This window comes from Paracoccus liaowanqingii, assembly GCF_004683865.2.
GTDB lineage: Bacteria > Pseudomonadota > Alphaproteobacteria > Rhodobacterales > Rhodobacteraceae > Paracoccus > Paracoccus liaowanqingii.
Genome location: NZ_CP038439.1, coordinates 852,409 through 876,927, shown reverse-complemented (window position 1 = coordinate 876,927; position 24,519 = coordinate 852,409). Strand labels below are relative to the sequence as shown.

The window sequence follows — 24,519 nt, the reverse complement described above, 5'->3', positions numbered from 1 at the left end:
GTCCCGTCCCGGGCGGCGCGCCCGACATGCCAAGGGCCGCCCCGGTCGGGACGGCCCTGCTTCAGGATGCGCGGATCGGGGATCAGCGCGCGGTTTCGCGCAGGACCTCGCCCTCGGGGTCCAGTTCCAGCGTGACCGCCTCGCCCTGCGGGTTGGTGGCGTCCAGCATCACGCGGGGGCCGTGCTGACGCAACAGGCCGAAGGCCGAATATCCGGCCTGGGTCAGGCTGGCATTCACGGCCACCGTGTCGAACTCCAGCGCCGGCGCCTGACCGCGCGCGTCGCCGCGGGGGCCGTCGCCGCGCATCATGTCACCCCGGGGACCGTCACCGCGCGGGCCGCGGTCGTGATCGCCGCGCCCGTGATCGCCCCGCTCGTGGCGCGGGCCGCGCCCCTCGCGATTACCGTCGCGCTCTCCATCGCGGGCAAAGCGCAGCACGTTGCCCGCCTCGTCGAACTGCGCGCGCATGTCCTCGCCCTGGGCATCCTCGCCCTTGACCTCGAAGCGTCCGTATTCCGCCTTGATCTCCTCGATCATCCCGAACTGCGAGATGATCTCGTTGGAGCGGACGGCCTGCGGCAGGATCGTGTCGATCATCGCCTGCGGCATGGCCATGTCGTCGGTCTCGATCTCGATCAGGCTGTTGTCGGGGGCGAACTTGACCTCGACCTCATCGCCCGCCTCGCTGTGGCCCTTGATCTCCAGATGGCGGGGGTGGGTCTTGATCTCCTCGAAGGTGGCGAACAGCGACAGCGCCTCGTGGCCGCGCAGCGCGGCCGGCAAGGCGGCATCGACGACCGGGGCGGGCAGGATGCCGTCATCGGCCTCGACCTTGATCAGGTTGCCGGCCATGTCGAACTCGGCCTCGATCTCGGTGCCGTCGGGCAGGGTGCCCTCGTATTCGCGCTGGCCGTCGCGCTTGGTCTCGACGCTGACGCGGCCCAGGTCCAGACCCTGCAGCAGGGCGGGCAGCTCTACGCCGCCGGTCGTCGAGGCAGTGGCGGGCGCCGGGGGGGCGGTCTGGGCGACCACGGGAGCCGTGCCTGTGACAAGGGCGATCAGCGCGGCGGTCGAGGCGAGATGGGTGAGGGTCATGGGGTCTTCTCCTGTAACGTTCTGGCGTGGCCGTCGATGGTGGCCCGCGACGAATCACATCTACCCCAAGGCGCCCGAACGAAGCGCCAATGCGGCATTTGGTTTTCATTGGGGTTGGCATGGCCATAATGCCCCCATGAGACGCCCCGCCCCCCTTGCGATTCTGATGGTCCTGCTGCTGGCCCCGCCCGTGGCGGCGCAGCCCGCGCCGCCGCCCGATGCGGTCGACCCTTGGGCCACCAGCTTTCGCCCCATGCCCTTCCACCAGATCGCCGAGGCCGTCACCACCCGCTATGCCGGGCGGCTGCTGGCCGCCGAGACCCGGCCCCCCTCGCCGCAGGAACGCGCGATGGGCGCCGAGCTGGTCTATGAATTTCGCCTGCTGACGTCCGAGCGCAATCGCCTCAACATCCGCGTCGATGCCCGCACGGGGCGGTTCCTGGAGGTGGCCGGGCGCGGCCAGCTGCAGGCCCGCCGCCCTGCCCCGTCCCAACCCCAGGACTGACCCCATGCGCGCCTTGATCGTCGAGGACGACCCCCTTCTGGCCGACCAGCTGTCCCAGGCCATGATCCAGGCCGGCTTCGTGACCGACCATGCCGCCGACGGCACCCAAGGAGAGTTTCTGGGCGCCACCGAAAGCTATGACGTGGCGATCCTGGATCTGGGCCTGCCCGGCCTGTCGGGGATCGAGGTGCTGACCCGCTGGCGCGATCAGGGCATCGCCCTGCCGGTGCTGATCCTGACCGCGCGGGGCGACTGGACCGACAAGGTGGCGGGCTTTCGCGCGGGCGCCGACGACTATGCCGTCAAGCCCTTCCGCCTGGACGAGGTCGTGCTGCGGGCCCAGACCCTGATCCGCCGCGCGGCGGGCCATGCGCGACCCCAGATCCAGGCGGGGCGGCTGCAGCTGGACGGGCAGCTGGGCGTCATCACCCGCGACGGCGTGGCGCTGAAGCTGACCGGTTTCGAATCGCGCATCCTGACCTATCTGATCCATCACCAGGACCGCGTGGTCAGCCGGACCGAGCTGTCCGAGCACCTCTACGAGGCCGAGACCGACCGCGACTTCAAGTCGATCGAGGTCGTCATCGGCCGCCTGCGCCGCAAGGTCGGCGAGGGCGTGATCGAGACCCGGCGCGGCGAGGGCTATGTCCTGAGGGTCGCGTGACGCGGTCCATCCGGGGCCGGCTGCTGCTGCTGGCGGCGGTCTGGCTGTCGGCGGCGCTGCTGGCGGCCTTCCTGCTGATCGCGCATCTGCTGAAGGATTTCGTGACCGACCGCTTCGATGCGGAAACGCTGGCCATCGCCGACAGCCTGATCGGCCAGCTGGAGGTCGAGGGCGACGACGATCGCATTGAGCTGGACGACACGCCGCTGGACGTGCGCTTCACCCTCCCGCTGTCGGGCTGGTACTGGCAGGTGGCGGCGGACGGGGCGGCGGTGGCGCGGTCGGGATCGCTGCTGGACGGGCAGCTGTCGGGGCCGGGGGGCGATCTGACCGGCGCTGCGGGCCGCGACACCGACGGCGCGGGCCTGCGCGTGCTGCGGCGCGAGCTGACCATCCCCGACAGCGACGCCCTGGTCGCCGTCACCGTCACCGCCCCCCTGTCCGAGATCGAGGCGAGCCTGGCGCAGATCATCCGCCCTCTGGCCGTGGCGCTGGCGGTTCTGGGGCTGGGGCTGGCGGCTGCCAGCGTCATCCAGGTGACGATGGGGCTGCGCAGCCTCGACCGGCTGCGCGCCGATCTGGCGCGGGTGCGCGCGGGGGGCGTCGACCGGCTGGCCCGCCCCGACGTGTCCGAACTGCGCCCCCTGACCGACGAGATCAACGCGGCGCTGGACCAGAACGCCACCCTGCTGGCCCGCTCGCGCCAGCATCTGGGCAATCTGGCCCATTCGCTGAAGACGCCCCTGTCGGCCTTGTCCAACGAATTGCCCTCGGATCATGCGGGTCAGGCGCTGATCACCCGCATGGACCGGCTGATCGGCTGGCACCTGCGCCGCGCGCGTCAGGCCGGGCCCCGCCTGCTGGGTCAGCGGACCCCCATCGCCCCGGTGATCGACGATATCCTTCTGGTCCTGCGCTGGCCCCTCTCCGACAAGGGCATGCAGGTCGAGGTCCACTGCCCCCCGGACGCCGCCTTCCCCGGCGAACGTCAGGATCTGGAGGAGATGATCGGCAACCTCTCCGAGAATTCCGTGAAATGGGGCCGCACCCGCCTGCGCCTGACCGTGACGCCGTCCCCTGACCGCCTGATCCTGCGCATTGACGATGACGGCCCGGGCCTGGATGCGACGCAGGCCCCCCGCGCGCTGATCCGGGGCGCCCGGCTGGACGAGCTGGGCCCCCCCGGCGCCGGGCTGGGACTGGCCATCGTGGCCGATCTGGCCGCGTTGCATGGCGGCGAGTTGCGTCTGGAACGCTCGGATCTGGGCGGTCTGGCGGCGATCCTCGATCTGCCTGCCTGAAATTTCCGCAAAGCTTCGCGGCCCATATTTTACCATTTGATAAAAAAACGGACCTGTGCCAGCCTGAAACGACCAACAGGTGAGCCAGGAGACGGAAATGTCCCAAGCGATACAGACCCCCCCACGATTGACCCCGGGCGTCGTTCCGGGCCGACTGACCCCAGACCAGCTGGCGGAGAATTTCGTCGATGTCGCCCCGCCGCTGGACCGCCACGAGGCGCGCATCGCCGCCGACCGCTGCTATTTCTGCCATGACGCACCCTGCATCACGGCCTGTCCCACCAGCATCGACATCCCGCTGTTCATCCGCCAGATCTCGACCGGCACGCCGGACGCGGCGGCGATGACCATTTTTCACGCCAACATCCTGGGCGGCATGTGCGCCCGCGTCTGCCCGACCGAGCAGCTCTGCGAAGGCGCCTGCGTGCGGATGGAGGCCGAGGGCCAGCCCGTCGAGATCGGCGCCCTGCAGCGCTATGCCACCGACGGGCTGATGGCCCAGGATGCGCATCCCTTCAAGCGCGCTGTCGCTACCGGCAAGCGCGTGGCGGTCGTGGGCGCAGGCCCCGCCGGTCTGGCCGCCGCCCATCGGCTGGCCGCCAAGGGCCACGAGGTCACCATCTTCGAGGCCCGTCCCAAGCCCGGCGGGCTGAACGAATACGGCATCGCCAGCTACAAGGCCGTGGACGGCTTCGCCCAGGCCGAGGTTGACTGGCTGATGGGCATCGGCGGCATCACCCTGCGCCACGATCAGTCCCTGGGCCGCGACATCACGCTGGAGGCGCTGCAGGCGGACTACGACGCGGTGTTCCTCGGGATGGGTCTGGGCGGCGTGAACGCCCTGCGCGCGACGGGCGAGGACCGGACCCATGTCCTGGACGCGGTCAGCTTCATCCGCGACCTGCGGCAGGCCTCGGATCTGGGCACCCTGCCGGTGGGCCGCGACGTGGTGGTGATCGGCGGCGGCATGACGGCCGTGGACGCCGCCGTGCAGGCCCGGCTGCTGGGCGCGGAAAACGTCAGCATCGTCTATCGCCGGGGTCAGGACCGCATGGGCGCCAGCCGTCATGAGCAGGACCACGCCACCGCCAGCGGCGTGCGCCTCATCTGCAACGCCGCCCCCGTCGCCGTCCACGGCAACGGCGCCGTGACCGAGGTCGAGTTCGCCTATAGCGTCGACGGCCCCGGGGGCCTGACCCTGACCGAGGACCGCTTCCGCCTGAAGGCCGATCAGGTCTTCCGCGCCATCGGCCAGCGGCTGGACGGCGCGCCCGAGGGGCTGGCGCTGGAGGGCGGCAAGATCGCCGTCACCGGGCCGGGCCGCACCAGCCTCGACGGGGTCTGGGCGGGCGGCGATTGCGCGGCGGGCGGGGACGACCTGACCGTCACCGCCGTGGCCGAAGGCCGCGACGCGGCAGAAGACATCGACGCCCGGCTGACCGGACGTCCCGTCGAAATCCCCGGCTGAGGACGCACCCCATGGCAGACCTGCGCAGCACTTTCATCGGCATCAAGTCCCCCAACCCCTTCTGGCTGGCCTCGGCCCCCCCAACGGATAAGGAATACAACGTCCGCCGCGCCTTTCAGGCCGGATGGGGCGGCGTCGTGTGGAAGACCTTGGGCTCCGAAGGCCCCCCCGTCGTCAACGTCAACGGCCCCCGCTATGGCGTGATCCATGGCCCCGACCGGCGCGTCTTGGGCATCAACAATATCGAGCTGATCACCGACCGCCCGCTGGAGGTGAACCTGCGCGAGATCAAGTCGGTCAAACGCGACTATCCCGACCGCGCGCTGATCATCAGCCTGATGGTGCCCTGCGACGAGGACAGCTGGCGCGACATCCTGGCCCGCATCGAGGACACCGAGGCCGACGGGGTCGAGCTGAACTTCGGCTGCCCGCACGGCATGGCCGAACGCGGCATGGGATCGGCCGTGGGCCAGGTGCCGGAATATATCGAGATGGTCACGCGGTGGGTGAAGACGCACTCGCGCATGCCCTGCATCGTCAAGCTGACCCCGAACATCAGCGACGTGAGGAAACCTGCCGAGGCCGCCAAGCGCGGCGGCGCGGATGCGGTCAGCCTGATCAACACGATCAACTCGATCACCTCGGTCGATCTGGACCTGTTCGCGCCGCAGCCCACCATCGACGGCAAGGGCAGCCATGGTGGCTATTGCGGCCCGGCGGTCAAGCCCATCGCGCTGAACATGGTGGCCGAGATCGCGCGCCACCCCGAGACGGCGGGCCTGCCCATCAGCGGCATCGGCGGCATCACCACCTGGCGCGACGCTGCCGAGTTCATGGCCCTTGGCGCGGGCAACGTTCAGGTCTGCACGGCGGCGATGACCTATGGCTTCAAGGTCGTGCAGGAGATGATCACCGGCCTGCACGACTATCTGGACAGCCACGAGATGGAACTGTCGGACCTGATCGGCCGCGCCACCCCCAATGTCACCGACTGGCAGCACCTGAACCTGAACTATGTCACCAAGGCGGTGATCGACCAGGACGCCTGCATCAGCTGCGGCCGCTGCTATGCCGCCTGCGAGGACACGAGCCACCAAGCCATCGCCATGAAGCCGGGCCGGGTCTTCGAGGTGATCGAGGAGGAATGCGTGGCCTGCAACCTCTGCGTCGATGTGTGCCCGGTCGAGGACTGCATCACCATGCGCGAGCTGGAACTGGGCGAGATCGACAAGCGCACCGGACAGGCCCGCGCGGGCTATGCCAACTGGACCCAGCATCCGAACAACCCGATGGCACGGGCGGCGGAATAGGCGATGCTCTTGCGTCCCGCCATGCCGGGGGGCCAGCCCCCCGGACCCCCCGGGATATTTTCACCAAGATGAAAGAGTGAAACGCGCCGCTTTCATCTTGGCTTAAATATCCACTCTTTGCTCACAACGCGTAGATCCGCCCGAATTTCTCCTCGAGGTAATCCAGAAGCGGCTCCGGGCCGACGGGGCCGCCCGAGGCGGTCTCGATGACCTCGGTCGGGGTCATCAGGCCGCCATGGCGCTGCAGGTTCTCGCGCAGCCATTCCGTGCCGGGGGTGGCGTCGCCGCGGGCGAGCGCCTCGTCCAGGTCGGGCAAGTCGGCGCGCAAAGCCTGGTTGAGGCAGCCCGCATAGACATTGCCAAGCGCATAGGTCGGGAAATAGCCGAAGAGGCCCACCGCCCAGTGCACGTCCTGCAGCAGGCCGTTCGCGGGACGGTCCACCGCCACGCCGAAATCCTTCAGGAAGCGCGCGTTCCAGGCCTCGACCAGATCGCGCGTGTCGAGGCGGCCCGAGATCAGGTCGCGCTCCAGATCGAAGCGCAGCATGACGTGCAGGTTGTACTGCACCTCGTCGGATTCGGTGCGGATATAGCCCGGGGTCACGCGGTTCACGGTGGCATAGAAGGCGTCCGGGTCGGTGATGTTCAGCCCGTCGAAGGCCTCGGACATCCGCTCGAACAGCCAGCCGGTGAAGGCGCGGCCCCGGCCCATCTGGTTCTCGTAGATGCGGCTCTGGCTTTCGTGGACCCCCATCGACACGCCGCGCCCCAGGGGCGTGAAGGCATAGTCGGGGTCGATGCCCAGCTCGTAGCTGGAATGGCCGACCTCGTGGATCGTCGAATAGATGCAGTTGAAGGGATCGGTCTCGACCACCCGCGTGGTGATGCGGCTGTCCTGCCAGCGGCCCGAGCTGAAGGGATGCACGGCCAGATCGATCCGCCCCCGCGTCCAGTCATAGCCGAAGGCCGTGGCGCAGCTGCGCGCCAAACGCAGCTGGGTTTCCTGCGGGAAATGCCCCGACAGCGGCTGCGGCTGTCGATCCGCCCCCAGCACGTCGTCGCGCAGCGTCACCAGACGCGGGCGCATCGCATCGAAGAGCGAGGCCAGGCGCGCGCCGGTCATGCCGGGCTCGTAATCCTCCAAGAGCGCATCGTACAGATCGCCGCCATCGGCCAGGGCGGCGGCTTCCTCGCGCTTCAGCATCAGGACCTGATCAAGGGTCGGCAGGAAATCCTCGGGCGCGTCCTTGGCGCGGGCCTCGGCCCAGATGCCTTGCGCCAGCGAGGTCAGCCGCGCCAGTTCGGAGGCCAGACGCGCGGGCACGCGGCTGGTGCGGGCGAAGTCGCGGGCGATCAGGTCGACGGCGCGGCGGTCGGCATCGGTCTGCGGATCGGCATCGTCCAGCCATTCGCCCAAGCGCGGATCGGTGCGGCGTTCGTGCAGCACCTCCTCCATGGCGCCCATCTCCTCGGCGCGCTGTTCGGTGGCGCCGCGCGGCATCACCGTCTCCTGGTCCCAGCCAAGGCGCTCGGCCACCGACGACAGGGCTTCGGTCTGGCGCTGAAAGGCCAGCAGGTCGGTCAGGGCGCTCATCGGGTCACTCCTCGGATCGAGGTTTCATGGGGATAGCGGGCGTGATGGCGGGCCCGCAGCAGGCAGGCGAACAGGATCACCGCGCCCAGCTGGTGCGTCAACGCCAGATGCAAGGGCGAGGCATGGATCACGTTGGCGATGCCCAAGGCGATCTGCACCGCCATGGCGGCGATCATCACCGTGAAAGCCTGCCGCGTGACCGGATGGGGCGAGCGGCGCGCGCGCAGCCAGACCACCACCGCGAAGGCCGCCAGCAGATAGCCGGTCATGCGGTGGATGAACTGCACCAGCGCCGGGTTCTCGAAGAAGTTGCGCCAGCCCATCGTGCCGTCCCAGATGGCGGCGGGGATCCATTCGCCGCCCATCGTGGGCCAGCCGGTATAGGTGCGGCCCGCGTCGATGCCCGCGACCAGCGCGCCCAGCAGGATCTGCAGGAAGGTCAGGTGCATGAGGCCCGTGGACATGGAGAACAGCTTGGCCTCGCCCGCGCGACGGGAGCGCATCAGCTCGGCCTCGGACCGCGACAGGTGCAGCACGTACCAGGTGATCAACCCGAGGATCACGAAGGCGATGCCCAGATGGGTGGCAAGGCGATAGGAGGCCACGCGGACCATCCCCTCGGTCAGGCCGGAACTGACCATCCACCAGCCGATCGCGCCCTGCAGCCCGCCCAGTGCACCAAGGCCCAGCAGGCGCGGCGTCCAGCCGGCGGGGATGCGGGACGTGGCCCAGAAGAAGGCAAAGCCAAGCGCCCAGACCAGCCCGACCGCGCGGCCCAGCAGCCGGTGGCCCCATTCCCACCAGTAGATGTACTGGAACTCGGACAGGGACATGCCGCGGTTGACCTCGAGATATTGCGGGATCTGGCGATAGGCATCGAATTCGCGTTGCCAGTCGGCGGCGCTCAGGGGCGGGATCGTGCCGGTGACGGGCGCCCATTCGGTGATCGACAGGCCCGATCCGGTCAGGCGCGTGGCGCCGCCCACCACGATCATCGCCAGCACCATCGCGAACAGCACCATCAGCCAGGCCCGGATCGCGCGGCGCGCGCCCTTGGGCCGGGCGTCGATCATGCCGGTGGTCTGGACGGGGCGGCTGGTGGCTGTGGGGTCCGAGACGTCCTGAAACACGGGGCGCTTGGCCATCGGGTTCTCCTTGTTGGCAGCGTAGGTCGGGGCGGTCAGCGGCGGGTCAGCTGGCGCAGGATACCGTGCAGGATGCGCACGTCCCCCTGCGTCAGCGCCAGACGCGACCACATGTTGCGCAGGTTCAGCCGCATCGAGGCGGCCTTCGTTTCGGGAAAGAAGAACCCCGCCTGCGTCAGCTGGTCGTCATAGTGATCGCCCAGACGCTCGATCTCGATGCGGTCGGCGGGGGTCTCGGCGATGCCGCGGCGCAGATGGGGGGCGGGCTCGGGCGGCAGGATGTCGCGGCCGTATTCGTATCCCATCAGCAGCACCGCCTGCGCGAGGTTCAGGGACGGAAAGTCGGGGTTCACCGGCACCGTCACGATGGCGCTGGCGCGGGCGATGTCGTCATTCTCCAGCCCCGTGCGTTCGGGGCCGAAGATGATGGCGCTGCGGCCCTCGCGCGCACGGGCATCGCGCATGGCGGCCTCGGGCGTCAGGACGGGCTTGGTCAGCTCGCGCCCCCGGGCGGTGGTGGCATAGGCGTATTCGATGCCCTCCATCGCGTCGGCCAACGTCGGATAGACCCGGGCATGATCCAGCACGCGGCCCGCGGCGCCCGAGGCCATGGCGACCGCCTTGGGGTTGGGCCAGCCGTCGCGGGGATCGACCAGCCGCATCTCGGTCAGGCCGAAATTCAGCATGGCGCGGGCGGCGGCGCCGATATTCTCGCCCATCTGCGGACGGACCAGAATGATGACGGGGGATCGTTCGATTTGCATGGTCCGGCATCTAGTGCGTCTGGCGGCGACGGGCAAGCTGCGCTATCTGCGACATGAAGGAGATCCTGCATGAGTGACGACACGCCACAACTGTATCTGATGACGCCCGCCGGGGCGCAGGCCTCGGCCCTGGGTCCGCTGCTGGCCGAGGTGATGGACCGCATCGCCCCCGCCTGCCTGCGCATCCGCGGCGGCGCCGAAGAGGACGAGCTGGGCCGTCTGGCCGATCTGGCGCGCGAGATCGGGCATGCCCGCGACGTGGCCGTGGTGATCGACGACCATGTCAAACTGGCGCTGCGGCATGGCCTTGACGGCGTGCATCTGACCGACGGGGCGCGCAGCGTGCGCTATGCCCGCAAGGAACTGGGCGATGACGCCATCGTCGGCGCCTTCTGCGGCAATTCGCGCCACGAGGGGCTGTCGGCGGCCGAACACGGCGCCGATTACGTGGCCTTCGGTCCCATCACCGAAAGCGCGCTCTACAAGGGCGAGCCGGTCGAGCTGGAGCTGTTCCAGTGGTGGTCCGAGATGATCGAGGTGCCGGTCGTGGCCGAGGGTGCGATCACCCGCGACCTGATCGCGCAGCTGTCGCCGATGACCGATTTCATCGCGCTTGGCGCAGAGATCTGGACGCAGGACGATCCGGTCGCGGCCCTCGTCCAGCTGTGGACCTGAGCTAGATCATCACCGGCGTCCGGTCGCCCACAGTAAACCGCCGCAGCACCGCCGGATAAAGGCGATGCTCCTGCACCAGCACCCTTGCGGCCAGCGCATCGGCATCGTCGCCGGGCAGGACCGCCACCCGCGCCTGACCCAGCAGCGGCCCGGCATCCAGTTCCGGCGTGACCAGATGCACGGTGCAGCCCGCCTGCGCATCGCCCGCCGCGATCGCCCGGGCATGGGTGTGCAGGCCGGGATATTTCGGCAGCAACGAGGGATGGATATTGATCATCCGCCCTGCAAAGCGCTGCACGAAACCCGGCGTCAGGATGCGCATGAAGCCCGCCAGGCAGATGATGTCGGGCCGCGCCGCCAGCAGCGGCTGCAGCAGGGCCGCCTCGAACCCCTCGCGGTCGCGGGGGAAGTCGCGGTGATCGACGGCCGCCGTGGGCACGCCCAGTTCGGCTGCCCGCACCAGTCCCCCGGCCCCGGGATCGTTCGAGGCGACCAGCACCGGACGCGCCGGATGATCGCCCGTCATGTCCTCAACCAGCCGGACCATGTTCGATCCGCCGCCCGAGATCAGGATCGCGACGCGTGTCACGCAAGCGTGCCGGAATAGCGGATGCCCGCGCCTTCCGTGACGGTACCCATGCGATGCACGGTTTCGCCCTGCCCTGCCAACTGATCGGCCAGCGTGTCGGCCCGGTCGGCGGCCACGACCAGGATCATGCCGATGCCGCTGTTGAAGGTCTTGAGCATCTCGTCCTGCGCGATTCCGCCCGCATCGGCCAGCCAGCCGAAGACCGGCGGCAGCGGCCATGCGGTCAGGTCGATATCCGCCCCCAGATCCTTGGGCAGGACGCGGGGCAGGTTCTCGGTCAGCCCGCCGCCGGTGATATGGGCCAGCGCATGCACGCCCCCCGCCCGGATCGCCGCCAGCGCGGGCTTGACGTAGAGCCGCGTGGGGGTCAGCAGCGCCTCGCCCAAGGTGGTGTCGGCAAAGGGCGCGGGGTCCGCCCAGGCAAGTCCCGCATGCTCGGCCACCTTGCGCACCAGCGAATAGCCGTTGGAATGCACCCCGTCAGATGCCAGCCCCAGCAGCACATCGCCCGCCGCCACGCCCGAGGGCAGCGCCGTGCCGCGCTGCATCGCGCCCACGGCAAAGCCCGCCAGATCGAAATCGCCGTCGTGATACATGCCCGGCATCTCGGCCGTCTCTCCGCCGATCAGGGCGCAGCCTGCCGCCTGACAGCCGCGCGCGATCCCCTCGACCACCCGGGCGCCCTCGTCGATCGACAGCTTGCCGGTGGCGAAATAGTCGAGGAAGAACAAGGGTTCCGCACCTTGGCAGACCAGATCGTTCACGCACATGGCGACCAGATCCTGCCCCAGCCCGTCCAGATGCCCGGTGTCGATGCCGATGCGCAGCTTGGTGCCCACCCCGTCGGTGGCCGCGACCAGCACCGGATCGTCATAGCCCGCGGCCTTCAGATCGAACAGCGCGCCAAAGCCGCCAAGCGCATCCATGACGCCCGGCCGCGCGGTGGCGGCGGCGGCGGGCTTGATGCGCTCGACCAGAGCGTTGCCCGCGTCGATGTCGACGCCCGCGTCGCGATAGCTGATCCCGTTCTTCGTCATGGCGGCCCCCGGCTGATGTCGGCCCCCCGATAGCCGAACCCCGCCCCCGGGGCAACGCCCAAGCTTGACCTGCGCGCGGGCTGAGGTTAGGCAGATCCCCGCTGCGGGGGCCTGTAGCTCAACTGGTCAGAGCAGGGCGCTCATAACGCCTTGGTTGCGGGTTCAAGTCCTGCCGGGCCTACCAACCCCCCTTTCGAGTCCTTGGCTTCACGTGTTGATAGTCCGACTTGCGGATTCTCCAGGCGCTAGATGCAGCGAAAGGCGCCGTTTCCCGTTTGAGGGATGGTCATGACGCTTGCGGGACCCGCGAGGGCCTCATCGACCCTCCGCGCCCCGCTCCGGCAGCCCGCTCCAAAGTAAACGCACTGCCTGCTGGACGTCTCATACCAGAAGTCCCGCTGCCAGACCGATGCCCAGGCCAAAGGTCACCCCGACCGAGATGCCCCTGAAGAACAGGCAGCAGGGGCAGGAGGTGTGAAGATAGTCCTTGAAGCGAGAGGTCCAGTGCTCCGGGGTGTCGCACCAGGAAGGAAGAAAGAGCCGGCTTCCCCAGGCCATGGAATTGGAAAGCCAGTTGTCTTCCCAATCCCCCGTGCCGCCGTCGAGTTCTTCGGCTTCGGGCTCTTGCGCGGTGTCCGGGGTTTCCGGTCGGAACCGGAACGGATTGATGGCCATCGGTTACCTCACTGCCTGAACGCATGGCAAAGGTCCTGCCGGGCGCTCGAGGACGAGGCGACGGGTCTTCGCGGCATTCTTGCCGTCCCGACGCGCGGGCACCCTGGCACCGTCCGCGGCCTCTCGCTGCCCGACGAGGGCAGCGGCCGTGAGGGAGGGAGGGGCCGAAGCCATGGCTTCGCCTATCATCAGATTTCGGCAGGTCATCGGATTTCTCCTCACGATGGGGCGCGGTGAACCTGACGTGGCCGCGGATGTTCCCGCCGGGACCCACATGGAATGCCCAGGATGCTGATGTGCTGCATTCCCTTGCATCGACGGAGCGCCATTGCCGACCGTCCGGGACGGTTTCACAATCAAATGGGCTTTCCCGCCCCCGACGACCCGCCAGCATGCGGGACCGCCGGGGGCGGGGCCACAAGGGCACGCCCGGGACCGGACGCCTGTGGCACCACTCCGTGCACCGGGATCCGGGGCGGCCTAGATCCTGCCCTCCTCGACCGCGTGGCAGGCGGCGGCCTGCGCGCCGCGACGGGTCAGGCGGGGAACCTCGATCCGGCAGCGGTCATTGGCGAAGGGACAGCGTGGATGGAAGGGGCAGCCGGGGGGCGGGTCGATCGGCGAGGGGATCTCGCCCTCGACCTTCTTGCGGCGGCGGCCGGTCATCTCGATGTCGGGCACGGCGTCCAGCAGCATCCGCGTATAGGGATGCTGGGGCGTGGCGAACAGCGCCTCGGCCCCGCCCACCTCGGCCAGGCGGCCCAGATAGAGGACGCCGATCTCGGTCGCCATGTGCCGCACGACCTGCAGGTTGTGCGAGATGAAGACATAGGTCAGCCCGAATTCATCCTGCAGGTCCTTCATCAGGTTCAGGATCTGCGCCTGCACCGACACGTCCAGCGCCGAGGTCGGCTCGTCGCAGACGATGAATTCGGGATTGGCAGCCAAGGCGCGCGCGATGGCGATGCGCTGGCGCTGCCCACCCGAGAACTGGTGCGGGAACTTCAGCCCGTCCTCGGGCGAGAGGCCGACCAAGGTCAGCAATTCGCCCACGCGCATCCGGCGGGCGCGGTCGTTCATCGAGCGTTCGAACACGCGCAGCGGCTCGGCGATGATGTCGGTCACGCGCCAGCGCGGGTTCAGGCTGGCCAGCGGGTCCTGAAAGATCATCTGGAACCGGCGCCGCAGACGCCGCGCCTCGGCACCCTTCAACCCGTGCGCCAGCGAGGTGCCATCGAAGACGATCTCGCCCTCGGTGGGCTCCAGCAGGCCCACGATCAGCCGGGCGATCGTGGATTTGCCCGATCCGCTCTCGCCGACTAGTGCGAAGGTCTGGCCATTGGCCACGGTGAAGCTGACATCCTTGACGGCGTTCACATAGGTCTTGTCCAGCCCTTCCAGCTTGCGGTTGAGCCAGGGGGCCGAGACGTCGAAGCGCCGCGACAGGTGGCGGACGTCCAGAAGGGTGTCGCTCATGCTTCGGTGACCTCGGGATAGAGCCAGCAGGCCGCGCGCCGGCCGGGCTCGATCTCGGACGCGGCGGGGCGGTGGGTGCGGCATTTCTCAAAGACCTGCGGGCAGCGCGGATTGAAGGCGCAGCCCTGCGGGATCGCGTTCAGGCGCGGCATCGCGCCGGGGATATGGACCAGCCGGTCCAGGTTCTCGCCCAGCTTGGGGATCGCGCCCATCAGGCCCTGCGAATAGGGGTGCTTGGCGTCCTTGATGACGGAGGCGACGGGGCCGATCTCGGCCAGCCGGCCCGCATACATCACCGCCACGCGGTCGGCGGTTTCGGCGATCACGCCCATGTCATGGGTCACCAGCATGATGGCCGCGCCCCGTTCGGCGCAGATCTCTTTCATAACGTCGATGATCTGGGCCTGCACGGACACGTCCAGCGCGGTCGTCGGCTCGTCCGCGATGACCACCTCGGGATCGGCGCACAGCGCCAGCGCGATAACCACGCGCTGGCGCATCCCGCCCGAGAACTGGTGCGGATAGTCGTCGATCCGGCGGGCCGCATCGGGGATGCCCACGTCGTCCAGCAGCCTGACCGCGCGTTTACGGGCCTCGGCCTGCGACAGCGGCAGGTGGGTGCGGATCGTCTCGATCAGCTGGCGCGAGATGCGATAGAGCGGATTGAGCGAGGTCAGCGGGTCTTGAAAGATCATGGCGATCCGGCGGCCGCGGATCTTGCGCATCTGATCGGGGGGCAGGTTGTCGATGCGCCTGTCGCCCAGCCAGATCTCGCCCTGGGCGATGCGGCCGGGCGGGTCGATCAGGCCGATGATCGCGGCCCCGGTCATCGACTTGCCCGCGCCGCTTTCGCCGACCACGCCCAGCACCTCGCCGGGCATGATGTCGAAGGTGATGTCCTGCACGGCGGTCAGGATGCCGTGTCGCGTCGGAAATTCGACCGTCAGGTTGCGGACGGAGAGAACGGGTTGTGTCATCTTTTCCTCAGCGCAGCTTGGGGTTCAGCGCGTCGCGCAGCCAGTCGCCCAGCAGGTTCACCGACAGGGCCAGCAGGATCAGCGTCACCGCCGGGAACAGCAGGATCCACCACTCGCCCGAGAACAGGAACTGTTGCCCGATCCGGATCAGCGTGCCAAGCGAGGGCTGGGTCGGGGGCACGCCCACGCCCAGGAAGGACAGCGTCGCCTCCTCGATGATCGCCAGGGCCAGGCCGATCGTGCCGATCACCAGGACCGGGCCCAGCACGTTGGGCAGGACGTGGCGCAGCAGGATCAGGAAGGGATGCACGCCCATGATCTGCGCGGCCGAGACATAATCCTTCTGCCGCTCGACCATCGTGGCGCCGCGCACGGTGCGGGCGAACTGCGCCCAGTTCGACAGGCCGATCGCGACGATCAGGACCCAGATCGCCATGCTCTCCTGCTGGTTGGCGGGGATCACGCCGCGCGCGATGCCGAAGATCAAGAGCGCGATGAGGATGCCGGGGAAGGACAGCTGGATGTCGGCGATGCGCATGATGATGCCGTCGATCATGCCGCCATTGTAGCCCGCCACCAGCCCCAGAGACACGCCGAGCGTGATCGCGAAGGCCGTGGCCATGGCGCCGACGAACAGGCTGATGCGGCTGCCGTACATGATGGATGACAGCATGTCCCGGCCCTGGTTGTCGGTGCCCAGGGGATAGCTGTTTCCGGTGAACTGGTTTTCCGTCATCGGCGGGGTGAAGCCGTCCATCAGGTTCAGGCTGGCCGGGTCGAACGGGTTGTGGGGCGCGATTAAGGGGGCCAGGATCGCCATCAGGATCAGCGCCAGCGCCACCACCGTCGCCACGATCGTGACGGGCGAGCGGCGCCAGGAATAGAAGATGTCGCTGTCCAGCGCCGCTTTCAGCCTGCCTTGGGGCTTGGGCGGCACGATGGGGGCCGCATTGCCTTGGGTGGGGTTTTTCATGGGTTACTTTCCGCTTCCGCCGCCATCCACGCGCAGGCGCGGGTCCACGACGTAATAAAGGATATCGACGATCAGGTTGATCAGCACGAAGACCAGCGCGATGAACATCAGATAGGCCGCCATCACGGGCACGTCGACGACCTGCACCGAGACGATGAACAGCGATCCGACGCCCGGCCACTGAAAGACCGTCTCGGTCACGATGGCGAAGGCGATCACGGATCCCAGCTGAAGCCCGGTGATGGTCAGGACCGGCACCAGCGTGTTCTTCAGCGCATGGCCGAAATGAACCGCCCGCTGCGACAGCCCGCGCGCGCGGGCAAAGCGGATGTATTCGGTGCGCAGGACCTCCAGCATCTCAGCGCGCACAAGGCGCATGATCAGCGTCAGCTGGAACAGCGACAGCGTGATCGCGGGCAGCACCAGGGATCGCAGCCCGCTTTCGGTCAGCAGACCGGTGCGCCAGCCGCCCAGATCGACGGTGTCGCCGCGCCCGAAGGAGGGGAACCAGCCCAGCTCGACCGCGAAGATGTAGATCAGCCCGATCCCGATCAGGAAGGTGGGCAGCGAGACGCCGATCAGCGAAATGGCCATGATGAGGCCGGTGGCGAAGCCGCGCGGCTTCAGGGCGGTGAAGACCCCCAGCACCAGCCCGAAGACCAGCGCGATGGTGGCCGAGGCGAAGGCCAGTTCCAGCGTGGCGGGAAGGCGGGACAGGATCAGTTCCGTCACCGGCTGCTGCAGGCGGTACGAGATCCCGAACTCTCCCTGCAGGGCGTTGCCGATGAAGCGCAGGAACTGCAGGATGACCGGGTCGTTCAGGCCCAGCCTGTCGCGCATGATCTCCTGATCGGCCAGACGCGTCTCGACCCCGACCATGCTGGCGATGGGGTCGCCCACATAGCGGAAGACGACGAACGCGATCAGCGCCACGAACAGCATGACCAGCACCGATTGGGCCAGACGCCGGATGATGAAGGCCAACATGATGCGCCTTGTCCTTTCGAATGGGAAACCGCCGCGCCGGGGCGAACCCGAACGCGGCGGTCTGTCACGTCGTCACGTCACTCGGCGAAGGTCAGCGAGGTCAGCAGCGGCTGGTTCTCGGGGTGCACGGGCAGCGTGATGTCGTCGCGCATCGCATACGCCAGCACCTGATTGTGGATCGGCAGCAGCACGCGCTCCGCCTTCACCTCGGCCCAGATCTCGGCCACGGTGGCGTCGCGGACCTCCATGTCGGTCTCGGTGCCCAAGGACTGGATCTTGGCGTCCAGCTCGGGGTTCGAATAGAGGCCGCCATTGTAGGCGCCGTAGCTGCCTTCCTTGGTATGGACCAGGTCGTTGAAGACATAGGCCGAATCGAAGGTCGGAACGCCCCAGCCCAGCAGGTAGAAATCGGTCTGGTTGTTGGTGACCAGCGGCGAGTGCTGCGCGACCGGGCGCGAGGCCAGCGTCACGGTGATGCCGATGCGGCCCAGCATGCCGACGACGGCCTGGCTGATCGCCTCGTCGTTCACATAGCGGTTGTTCGGCGTGTCCAGCGTGACGGTGAAGCCGTCCTCGTATCCGGCCTCGGCCATCAGTTCCTGCGCGCGCTCGAGGTTGACGGCGGGATAGGCGTCCAGCTCCTCGGTCCAGCCGGCGACGAAGGGCGGGTTCGCGACGCCCGTGGGGATCGCCTGACCGCGCATCACCACCTGCGCGATGGCATCGCGGTCCACGGCCAGCTCCATCGCCTCGCGCACGAGGGGATCGTTGAAGGGGTTGGCGTCGGTGACGTTGGACGAGGCCAGCGGCTCCTCGTCGAAGCGATAGCCGAAATAGATCACCCGGTTTTCCGGCCCGGTCTCGATCTTGATGCCGCCGGTGCCCTGCAGCCGGTCGATGTCCTGCACGGGCACGTCCTGCACCAGATCGACCTCGCCCGACAGCAGCGCCGCGATCCGGGTCGCGTTGTCGGCGATGGGCAGATAGATGATCTCGGTCACGGCCGGCGTGTCCTCGGCCCAGTGGGTCTCGTTGATCGTCAGGACCGAGCGGACATCCACCTCGCGCGACTGCAGGACATAGGGGCCGGTGCCGTTGGTGTTGCGGACGGCAAAGTTGTCCTCGCCCGCGGCATAGTCCTGCACCTCGACCACGTCGTTGGCCTCGGACCAGTCCTTGTCCATGATGAAGGTATTCGTGAGGTTGTTGGGATAGAGCGGCGAGGGGCCGGTGGTCTGGACCTCGACGGTATAGTCGTCGATCGCGCGAACCTCGGCCACGTCGACATGCAGCTGGCGCATGTTCGAGGCCTCGGACCGGGCGCGGTCCAGCGAGAAGACGACGTCCTCGGCGGTGAACGCGGCGCCGTCATGGAAGGTGACGCCCTCGCGCAGGCGGAACACCCACACGGTCGGATCGCCCTCCTTGAGGGACCATTCGGTCGCCAGCCGCGGCTGCAGCGTGCCCTCGTCGTCGCGGTCGACGAGCGTCTCGTAGATGTGGTGCGCGAAGTTGTGGGTCACGCCCTGGTTCTGCGAATGCGGATCCAGCGTCAGCGCATCCGAGGCCCGGGCCCACCGGATCGTCTCGGCCGAGGCGGCCCCCGCGATCATCGTCGAGGACAGCAGCGCAAGCCCGAGGTGTGTCATCACCTTCTTCATGGTCTTCTCCCTGGTTCTGGAACAGGCCGCCTCTGGGACGACCGCTTGCAGCAGACAACCCGTTTCAGCGTCCCGATACAATTGCAATCTAGGTGATCGGGCAGATCCGAAGCGTCCCGTCCACGGGTCGCGTCGGCTGCGGAGGCCGGATCGCGGCCCGGATCAGGTGCCCGTCTTTTCCGATGGTAGACCGGCGAGGCCGCAGGCCTGCCCTCGGCACGAGCACGCCGTGCGGCTGTCCCAGCTGCCCCCGCCGGTCGCCGGTCGCTTGCCAGGGTCACCCGGACCGGTGGCGTTCCTGTGGCGCGATGGCGACGGCTCACCGGCAAGTCCAGCGCAGGCTTGAGCAAGAGACGGTCATTGAGCAAGACCGGCCGCGTCCGGCGTCGACGAAAGCCCGCGCCAAGGCGCGGGCTTTGTCATGCAGTGGTCGTAAGGCCTTCAGGTCAGACCAGCTGCTTGCGATGCTGGATGTGGCGGGACACCAGCTTGCGCGCCATCCGGCCCGAGGGCAGCATGCGCGCGCCCTGCGGCGCATAGTCCTTGTCAGCAAGATGGGGGAACAGGGCGAAGATCTCCGCGCGCGCCGCGCGACCGACCGACTTCAGGGCCTGCGGACCGGTGAACATCGACTCGGTTTCCGCTCCGTTCGCGATCACCACTTGATGCTGATCGAACATGAAGTGGACATACACCACGCTGGCCAGGTCGGTGGCGATGTCGATCCCGTCGAGCTGAAGCAGCTGCTTTGCCGCGACAAGGACCTCGTTCGTGCCGAACATCTTTTGCGCCACGGCCGAACGCACCAGAACCCTGTGCTGGGGCGAGACGACCAGATCGGAACTGGGCAGCCCCGACCCCAAGGCGCCGGCCGCGATGCGGATGGGACGCAGGCCAGGATACTCGGCAAGCGTCGCGGCGCTGACAGCGCGGGACCCGATCCACGAGATCGGAGCGTCCCCGTTGTCCTTCGTGCAGACAAGGTCGCCCGCCTTCAGGTTCTCTACCGCCTGGTAGCCCCCGGGGGTCAGGATCATCGATCCCGTCGCAAAGCAGACCAGCGCGTTGATATCATCGCCCGGGACGGTGAGATTGACATCGGTATTGACGTCGACAGACGTGGCCACGGTGTTCAGCAGGTTCTGCGTGAGCGAGCCAGTGTCGTCGATCAGGTCATCCAGCAGGCCACCAACCCCAGGCACCCCAGAGATCGCTTCGTTGAGGTTTGCCAGCGTGGTGCCTTCCGGCAAAGGCAGGGGAAGGCCAGACAAAGAAACGCTTCCCGTCACGCCCAGACTGTTTGCGTCAAGCGCTTGTTCGGTGATCGCGTAGATCTTGCCATCTGCCTGAAAATAGTCTGCAGACACGCCATTGAGGGTGAGATTGACTCTCAGTAACTCAATACCGGAGATTGGCAGCGGGTCGGTGCCGATCGAGAGGGAACCATTTCCAAAGGTGCCGCTTCCGACGAAGGTTCCGGGAAAGGGAGTGTCGACCGGCTGCCCATTAACCTGCTCGGTAAAGACGGGCGCGATGAAATCACCGGGGGCCGTCTGGTTGGGCGTGGAGTCCTTGAGCACGTTGTAGTCGTCGAACTGACGGGATTCTCCGAAAGAGTTGAGCACTCCGGTTTCGGGGAAGGTCACGACAGGGGTGTCGGCTTCCACTGAAATAGTGGCGCCTTGGAGTTCTGTCAAAAAGGGCATAGCGCGTCCTCATTTTCGCCGACGCACGTCGCCTTCCAGCGCGTACGAAAGCAGGCGTGAACATGTGACCGGTCGATGCCGACAAGCGGAGGATCTACCGATGGGACCGAAATAACCTCAACCTGAGGTTGCCTCTTGGATACCTCTCCAGGTTGATTCGAACAAGACAGTTCAACTTGATAAATGTCTGCGGGCCGGTGGCGCGCGATGGAACGAAAACCTGCAAGGGTTTCGTTTTACAATGTTTTCCCGACATCCGGAGAACCTGCTTCCCTTCCGCCTGAACCACGCCGGGTTTGCCGGCATTTGCCTCCAGGCTGGCCGAACCCGGGATGCACGTTCCGCCGGCGATCATGTTGTCAGTACGCTAAACAGCGCCCTGCCCATCTCGGTAAAGGCGCCGACCGGCTGTTTCTCCTTGTCCTGCAGCACAGAGAAAACCGTCAGCCGCCTAGCGGCCCGGTGCGGGAGTCCAGATGGCACGCCAGAGGCTGTGGGGCGATGGAGCGCCAAGCGCGCGGATCACTACCCTTTTGGCAAATGGTTTCCGGCAGATCGCGTGCAGGCTGGTCACAGCCGCTGCCTCGACCAGCGGTCGATGCGCTGCCACGGTTGGGGCGATGGCGCGCCAGGCATGCAGCTGGTTCCGGGCGAAAGTCCCGCAGCCGATCAGGCGCGCCTCAAGGTGTCACGCCCCCGCCCCGGCCTGCAACGCCACGCGGGCCTGCAACGCCACGCGGGCCTGCAGCTTTTGCTGCGCCTGATCGACCACCACCGCGGCGATGATCACCAGGCCCTTGATGACCGTCTGCCAGAACGACGACACGCCCATCATCACCAGCCCGTCCGACAGCACGCCGATCACGAAGGCGCCCACGATCGTGCCGCCGATCCGGCCGCGTCCGCCGGACATCGATGTGCCGCCCAGGACCGCCGCCGCGATCGCGTTCAGCTCGAACGACTGGCCCGTGGCAGGATGCGCCGCCACCAGCTGCGAGCTGATGATCAGCCCGACCAGCGCCGCGCACAACCCGCTGAACATGTAGACGAACAGCTTGATCCGGTCGACCTTGACGCCCGAGAGGGCCGCGCCGCGCTCGTTGCCGCCGACGGCGTAGATATAGCGCCCCAGGGGCGTGCGCCCGGCGATGTAGGCGGCCAGCATGGCCACCGCGATCAGCATCCAGATGGTGACGGGCAGCCCCGCCCAGGTCCCTGCCCCGATCAGCCGAAACGTGTCCGACCCGTAGTCCGCCGATCCCGTCAGGTTCGGAAAGGTCCGCCCGTCGGAGAACGGCATCGCCGCCCCGCGGCAGATGTAGAGCGTCCCCAGGGTGGCGATGAAGGGCGCGACGTTCAGCCGGGTGATCAGGACCCCGTTCACCGCGCCGATGGCCACCCCCACCGCCATGACGATCAGGCAGATCTCGACCGTGTTGAAGTGCATCGTCCAGCCGAGCCCCACGTCGATCCCGTTCAGGATCAGGTATCCGGCGGCCATGCCGCACAGCCCCACGATGGAACCGACCGACAGGTCGATCCCGCCCGAGATGATGACGAACGTCATGCCGATCGCCAGAAACGCGTTCAACGCCACATGCTTGGACATGATGACCATGTTGGCGGTGGAGAAGAAGTTCGGGGCCGCGACGGCGAAGAAGGCGAAGACCAGGATCAGCGCGATGAAGGTACGCGCCTTCAGCGCCACCAGCAGCATCTGGGTGGTCTGCGGCGGGCGGCGCGGGGCGGTTGCGATCTCGCTCATGCGGCGGGTTCCCTGAGGCTGTGACCCTTGGCCGAGGCGGCGACGAGGGCGGTTTCGGTGGCGTCGCGGCGGTCGAAGCGGCCCGTGACACGGCCGTTCGACATGACGACGATGCGGTCCGACAGGGCCATCAGCTCTTCCAGATCCGACGTGACGAAGACGATCCCCAAGCCCTGCGCCGCCAGCTCGCGCATTGTGCGGAACACCTCGGCCTTGGCGCCGATGTCGATGCCGCGCGACGGCTCGTCCATCAGAAGGACCTTGGGCCGGGTCATCAGCGCCTTGCCGATCACGACCTTCTGCTGGTTGCCGCCCGACAGCGACGAGACCGGGTTGTCCATCGAGGCGATCTTGACGACCAGCCGCTTGATGAACGCGCCCACGCGGCGCCGTTCCGCACCCAGGTTCATGTGCACGCCGGCCGTCGTGACCTGTCCCAGGCTGGACAGCGTCATGTTCTCGCGGATCGACAGGATCTGGACCAGACCGTCGTTCTTGCGGTCCTCGGGGATCAGGGCGATCCCTTGGGCGATGCGCCCCGCGATGCTGCGCGCGGTCAGCGGGCGGCCTTGGATGAACAGGCGCCCGGTCGCATGACGGTGCCGCCCGATGACGCATTCCAGAAACTCGCTGCGCCCCGCGCCCATCAGGCCGTAGACGCCCAGGATCTCGCCCTCGCGCACCGAGAGGCTGACATGATCAACGGCCATGCCGCCCGGGCGGGTCAGGCAGACATCCTCGGCGCGAAAGACCTCGGGCCCGAAGGGGTGGTCGGTGGCCTTGGCATAGTCCTTGCTGGCTCCACCGATCATGGCGCGCACGATCCAGTCCAGATCGACGCCCTGCATCGACCGCGCCCCGGTGATGCGCCCCTCGCGCAGGACGGTGATGTGGTCGCCGATCCGCAGCAGTTCCCCCAGCCGGTGCGAGATGTAGACGATGCCCACGCCCTGGCGGCGCAGGTCGCCGATGACGCGGAACAGGATCTCGACCTCGGTGGCCGACAGCGCACTGGTCGGTTCGTCCAGGATCAGGATGCGGGCGTCGCGGGCGAGGCTCTTGGCGATCTCGACGATCTGCTGCTGGCCCACGCGCAGATCGCCCAGCAGGGTGTCGGGGTGGATGTCCTGTTCCAGCCGCGCCATCAGCGCCCGCGTGCGCGCCCGCTGTTCGCCACGGTCGATGTCGATGCCCGCGCGGGTGCATTCCCGGCCCATGAAGATGTTCTCGGCCACGGTCAGGTTGGGAAACAGGTTCAGTTCCTGGAACACGATGCCGATGCCGTGGCGGCGGGCCGCATCGGGACTGTCAAGCCGCACCGGATGGCCGTCGATCAGGATCTGGCCCTCGGTCAGGTGCTCGACCCCGGCGATGACCTTCATCATCGTCGATTTCCCGGTGCCGGTCTCGCCGACCAGCACGTTGACGGCGCCCAGATGCAAGTCGAAATCCACGCCCTGCAGCGCCTTGGTGCCGGGATAGACCTTGGTGCCGCCACGGATCTGCAGACCCACGGTCATGGCGCGGCCAGGGCGGTCGGCACCACGACCCAAGCGGCGTCGGCGGCGGGCAGGGTCATCGCGCCCCGGACGGACAGGCGCTGCCCGGTCAGATCGCCCTCGGGCAGGGTCAGCCGCCGATGGGCCTGATCGTTCAGGGCGCGGGCCAGCTTGGCGAATTCGATCTGGTCGCGGAATTCGGTGAAGACCAGGAAGTCCAGCGCGTCGCGCAGCGCGGTGCCCCGGATGACCGGGCCCAGTTGCACGGTCAGGTCCCCCTGCCCGTCCGCATCGGTATCCAGCATCACCTTGGCGGCGCGGGAGTCGCGATCGGCCTCCACCACCACGCCCTCGGCCTGCAGGATGAAGTTCCACGGGCTGCCTTCGGATGCCGGGCGGATCCCATGGGCGGTGCCCGCCGCGTCCAGTCCCTGCGCAAGCGCGGCGCGCAGATCGGGGGCGGTGACGGCGCGGTCCTGAACATAGGCCGGCAGTTCCTCGTCGAAGATCTGCGTGGCCCGCCCCGCCATGTGCTGGTCGTCGGCCATCGGCACCTCGGCGGATGCGGGGTCGGGGTTCGCCACGATCTTGCAGCCGGGCAGCAGGACAAGCGCGCCGACCCTGAGGACGGTCCATGCAGGAGTCATCGGCG

At 67.8% G+C, this 24,519-nt stretch carries 22 protein-coding genes and 1 tRNA gene; 7 read left to right on the top strand and 16 right to left on the bottom strand.

Annotation, left to right across the window (positions count from 1 at the left end; genetic code table 11):
- Positions 1 to 82: 82 nt before the first annotated feature.
- Entirely contained in the window at positions 83 to 1,096 is a 1,014-nt protein-coding gene (locus tag E4191_RS04190) for a hypothetical protein (protein WP_135312287.1), read from the bottom strand.
- 136 nt (positions 1,097 to 1,232) lie between these two features.
- Here E4191_RS04190 and E4191_RS04185 point away from each other — a divergent pair, with 136 nt between their 5' ends.
- The 5 genes from E4191_RS04185 to preA all read left to right on the top strand — a co-directional run bounded on the left by E4191_RS04185 (position 1,233) and on the right by preA (position 6,344).
- Complete coding sequence (locus tag E4191_RS04185) at positions 1,233 to 1,601, top strand: PepSY domain-containing protein (RefSeq protein WP_135312286.1); 369 nt, start codon at positions 1,233 to 1,235, stop codon at positions 1,599 to 1,601.
- Between the two features lie 4 nt (positions 1,602 to 1,605).
- Positions 1,606 to 2,265, top strand: a complete 660-nt coding sequence (locus E4191_RS04180; RefSeq protein ID WP_135312285.1) for a response regulator transcription factor — start codon at positions 1,606 to 1,608, stop codon at positions 2,263 to 2,265.
- Positions 2,262 to 3,566, top strand: a complete 1,305-nt coding sequence (locus tag E4191_RS04175) for a sensor histidine kinase (protein ID WP_135312284.1) — start codon at positions 2,262 to 2,264, stop codon at positions 3,564 to 3,566. The genes E4191_RS04180 and E4191_RS04175 overlap by 4 nt, the downstream gene beginning before the upstream one ends.
- Before the next feature lie 97 nt (positions 3,567 to 3,663).
- Positions 3,664 to 5,034 (top strand): NAD(P)-dependent oxidoreductase, encoded by a 1,371-nt coding sequence (locus E4191_RS04170; protein ID WP_135312283.1) that lies wholly within the window; start codon positions 3,664 to 3,666, stop codon positions 5,032 to 5,034.
- An 11-nt stretch (positions 5,035 to 5,045) separates the two neighbouring features.
- Positions 5,046 to 6,344, top strand: a complete 1,299-nt coding sequence (gene preA, locus E4191_RS04165) for an NAD-dependent dihydropyrimidine dehydrogenase subunit PreA (protein ID WP_135312282.1) — start codon at positions 5,046 to 5,048, stop codon at positions 6,342 to 6,344.
- 121 nt (positions 6,345 to 6,465) lie between these two features.
- On the opposite strand, the gene E4191_RS04160 is transcribed toward preA, so the two are convergent.
- The 3 genes from E4191_RS04160 to E4191_RS04150 are packed head-to-tail and all read right to left on the bottom strand — an operon-like array spanning position 6,466 to position 9,847.
- Positions 6,466 to 7,938: a carboxypeptidase M32 gene (locus tag E4191_RS04160; RefSeq protein WP_135312281.1), complete on the bottom strand. Its 1,473-nt coding sequence runs from the start codon at positions 7,936 to 7,938 to the stop codon at positions 6,466 to 6,468.
- On the bottom strand, positions 7,935 to 9,083 hold the full coding sequence (gene ctaA, locus E4191_RS04155) for a heme A synthase (protein ID WP_135312280.1): 1,149 nt from the start codon (positions 9,081 to 9,083) through the stop codon (positions 7,935 to 7,937). The genes E4191_RS04160 and ctaA overlap by 4 nt, the downstream gene beginning before the upstream one ends.
- Positions 9,084 to 9,118: 35 nt before the next feature.
- The gene (locus E4191_RS04150) at positions 9,119 to 9,847 is read right to left on the bottom strand and encodes an RNA methyltransferase (RefSeq protein WP_135312279.1); all 729 of its coding nucleotides are present in this window, start codon (positions 9,845 to 9,847) and stop codon (positions 9,119 to 9,121) included.
- A 69-nt stretch (positions 9,848 to 9,916) separates the two neighbouring features.
- Here E4191_RS04150 and E4191_RS04145 point away from each other — a divergent pair, with 69 nt between their 5' ends.
- Positions 9,917 to 10,522 carry a thiamine phosphate synthase gene (locus tag E4191_RS04145; protein WP_135312278.1) on the top strand — a complete coding sequence of 202 codons (606 nt, stop codon included), beginning with the start codon at positions 9,917 to 9,919 and terminating at the stop codon, positions 10,520 to 10,522.
- A 1-nt stretch (position 10,523) separates the two neighbouring features.
- Here the strand turns inward: E4191_RS04145 and purN are convergent, their stop codons facing one another.
- Both purN and purM read right to left on the bottom strand, forming a co-directional pair.
- On the bottom strand, positions 10,524 to 11,111 hold the full coding sequence (purN, locus tag E4191_RS04140) for a phosphoribosylglycinamide formyltransferase (protein WP_135312277.1): 588 nt from the start codon (positions 11,109 to 11,111) through the stop codon (positions 10,524 to 10,526).
- A complete protein-coding gene (gene purM, locus E4191_RS04135) occupies positions 11,108 to 12,148 on the bottom strand; it encodes a phosphoribosylformylglycinamidine cyclo-ligase (protein WP_135312276.1) in 1,041 nt (346 codons plus the stop codon). Before purM ends, purN begins: the two co-directional genes overlap by 4 nt.
- A 107-nt stretch (positions 12,149 to 12,255) precedes the next feature.
- Here purM and E4191_RS04130 point away from each other — a divergent pair.
- Positions 12,256 to 12,332: transfer RNA gene (locus E4191_RS04130), tRNA-Ile, on the top strand.
- 197 nt (positions 12,333 to 12,529) lie between these two features.
- On the opposite strand, the gene E4191_RS04125 is transcribed toward E4191_RS04130, so the two are convergent.
- The 10 genes from E4191_RS04125 to E4191_RS04080 all read right to left on the bottom strand — a co-directional run bounded on the left by E4191_RS04125 (position 12,530) and on the right by E4191_RS04080 (position 24,514).
- Complete coding sequence (locus E4191_RS04125) at positions 12,530 to 12,823, bottom strand: hypothetical protein (protein WP_135312275.1); 294 nt, start codon at positions 12,821 to 12,823, stop codon at positions 12,530 to 12,532.
- A 480-nt stretch (positions 12,824 to 13,303) separates the two neighbouring features.
- The gene (locus E4191_RS04120) at positions 13,304 to 14,299 is read right to left on the bottom strand and encodes an ABC transporter ATP-binding protein (protein WP_135312274.1); all 996 of its coding nucleotides are present in this window, start codon (positions 14,297 to 14,299) and stop codon (positions 13,304 to 13,306) included.
- The gene (locus E4191_RS04115; RefSeq protein ID WP_135312273.1) at positions 14,296 to 15,276 is read right to left on the bottom strand and encodes an ABC transporter ATP-binding protein; all 981 of its coding nucleotides are present in this window, start codon (positions 15,274 to 15,276) and stop codon (positions 14,296 to 14,298) included. The genes E4191_RS04120 and E4191_RS04115 overlap by 4 nt, the downstream gene beginning before the upstream one ends.
- Before the next feature lie 7 nt (positions 15,277 to 15,283).
- Positions 15,284 to 16,249, bottom strand: coding sequence for an ABC transporter permease (locus tag E4191_RS04110; protein WP_135312272.1), 966 nt, complete (start codon positions 16,247 to 16,249; stop codon positions 15,284 to 15,286).
- A 3-nt stretch (positions 16,250 to 16,252) separates the two neighbouring features.
- A complete protein-coding gene (locus tag E4191_RS04105; RefSeq protein ID WP_135312271.1) occupies positions 16,253 to 17,236 on the bottom strand; it encodes an ABC transporter permease in 984 nt (327 codons plus the stop codon).
- 77 nt (positions 17,237 to 17,313) lie between these two features.
- Positions 17,314 to 18,897 (bottom strand): ABC transporter substrate-binding protein, encoded by a 1,584-nt coding sequence (locus E4191_RS04100; protein WP_135312270.1) that lies wholly within the window; start codon positions 18,895 to 18,897, stop codon positions 17,314 to 17,316.
- Positions 18,898 to 19,343: 446 nt separating this feature from the next.
- A complete protein-coding gene (locus E4191_RS04095) occupies positions 19,344 to 20,603 on the bottom strand; it encodes a Hint domain-containing protein (protein WP_135312269.1) in 1,260 nt (419 codons plus the stop codon).
- 688 nt (positions 20,604 to 21,291) lie between these two features.
- On the bottom strand, positions 21,292 to 22,368 hold the full coding sequence (locus E4191_RS04090) for an ABC transporter permease (RefSeq protein WP_135312268.1): 1,077 nt from the start codon (positions 22,366 to 22,368) through the stop codon (positions 21,292 to 21,294).
- The gene (locus E4191_RS04085; protein WP_135312267.1) at positions 22,365 to 23,888 is read right to left on the bottom strand and encodes a sugar ABC transporter ATP-binding protein; all 1,524 of its coding nucleotides are present in this window, start codon (positions 23,886 to 23,888) and stop codon (positions 22,365 to 22,367) included. The genes E4191_RS04090 and E4191_RS04085 overlap by 4 nt, the downstream gene beginning before the upstream one ends.
- On the bottom strand, positions 23,885 to 24,514 hold the full coding sequence (locus E4191_RS04080; RefSeq protein ID WP_135312266.1) for a DUF2291 family protein: 630 nt from the start codon (positions 24,512 to 24,514) through the stop codon (positions 23,885 to 23,887). The genes E4191_RS04085 and E4191_RS04080 overlap by 4 nt, the downstream gene beginning before the upstream one ends.
- Positions 24,515 to 24,519: the final 5 nt, after the last annotated feature.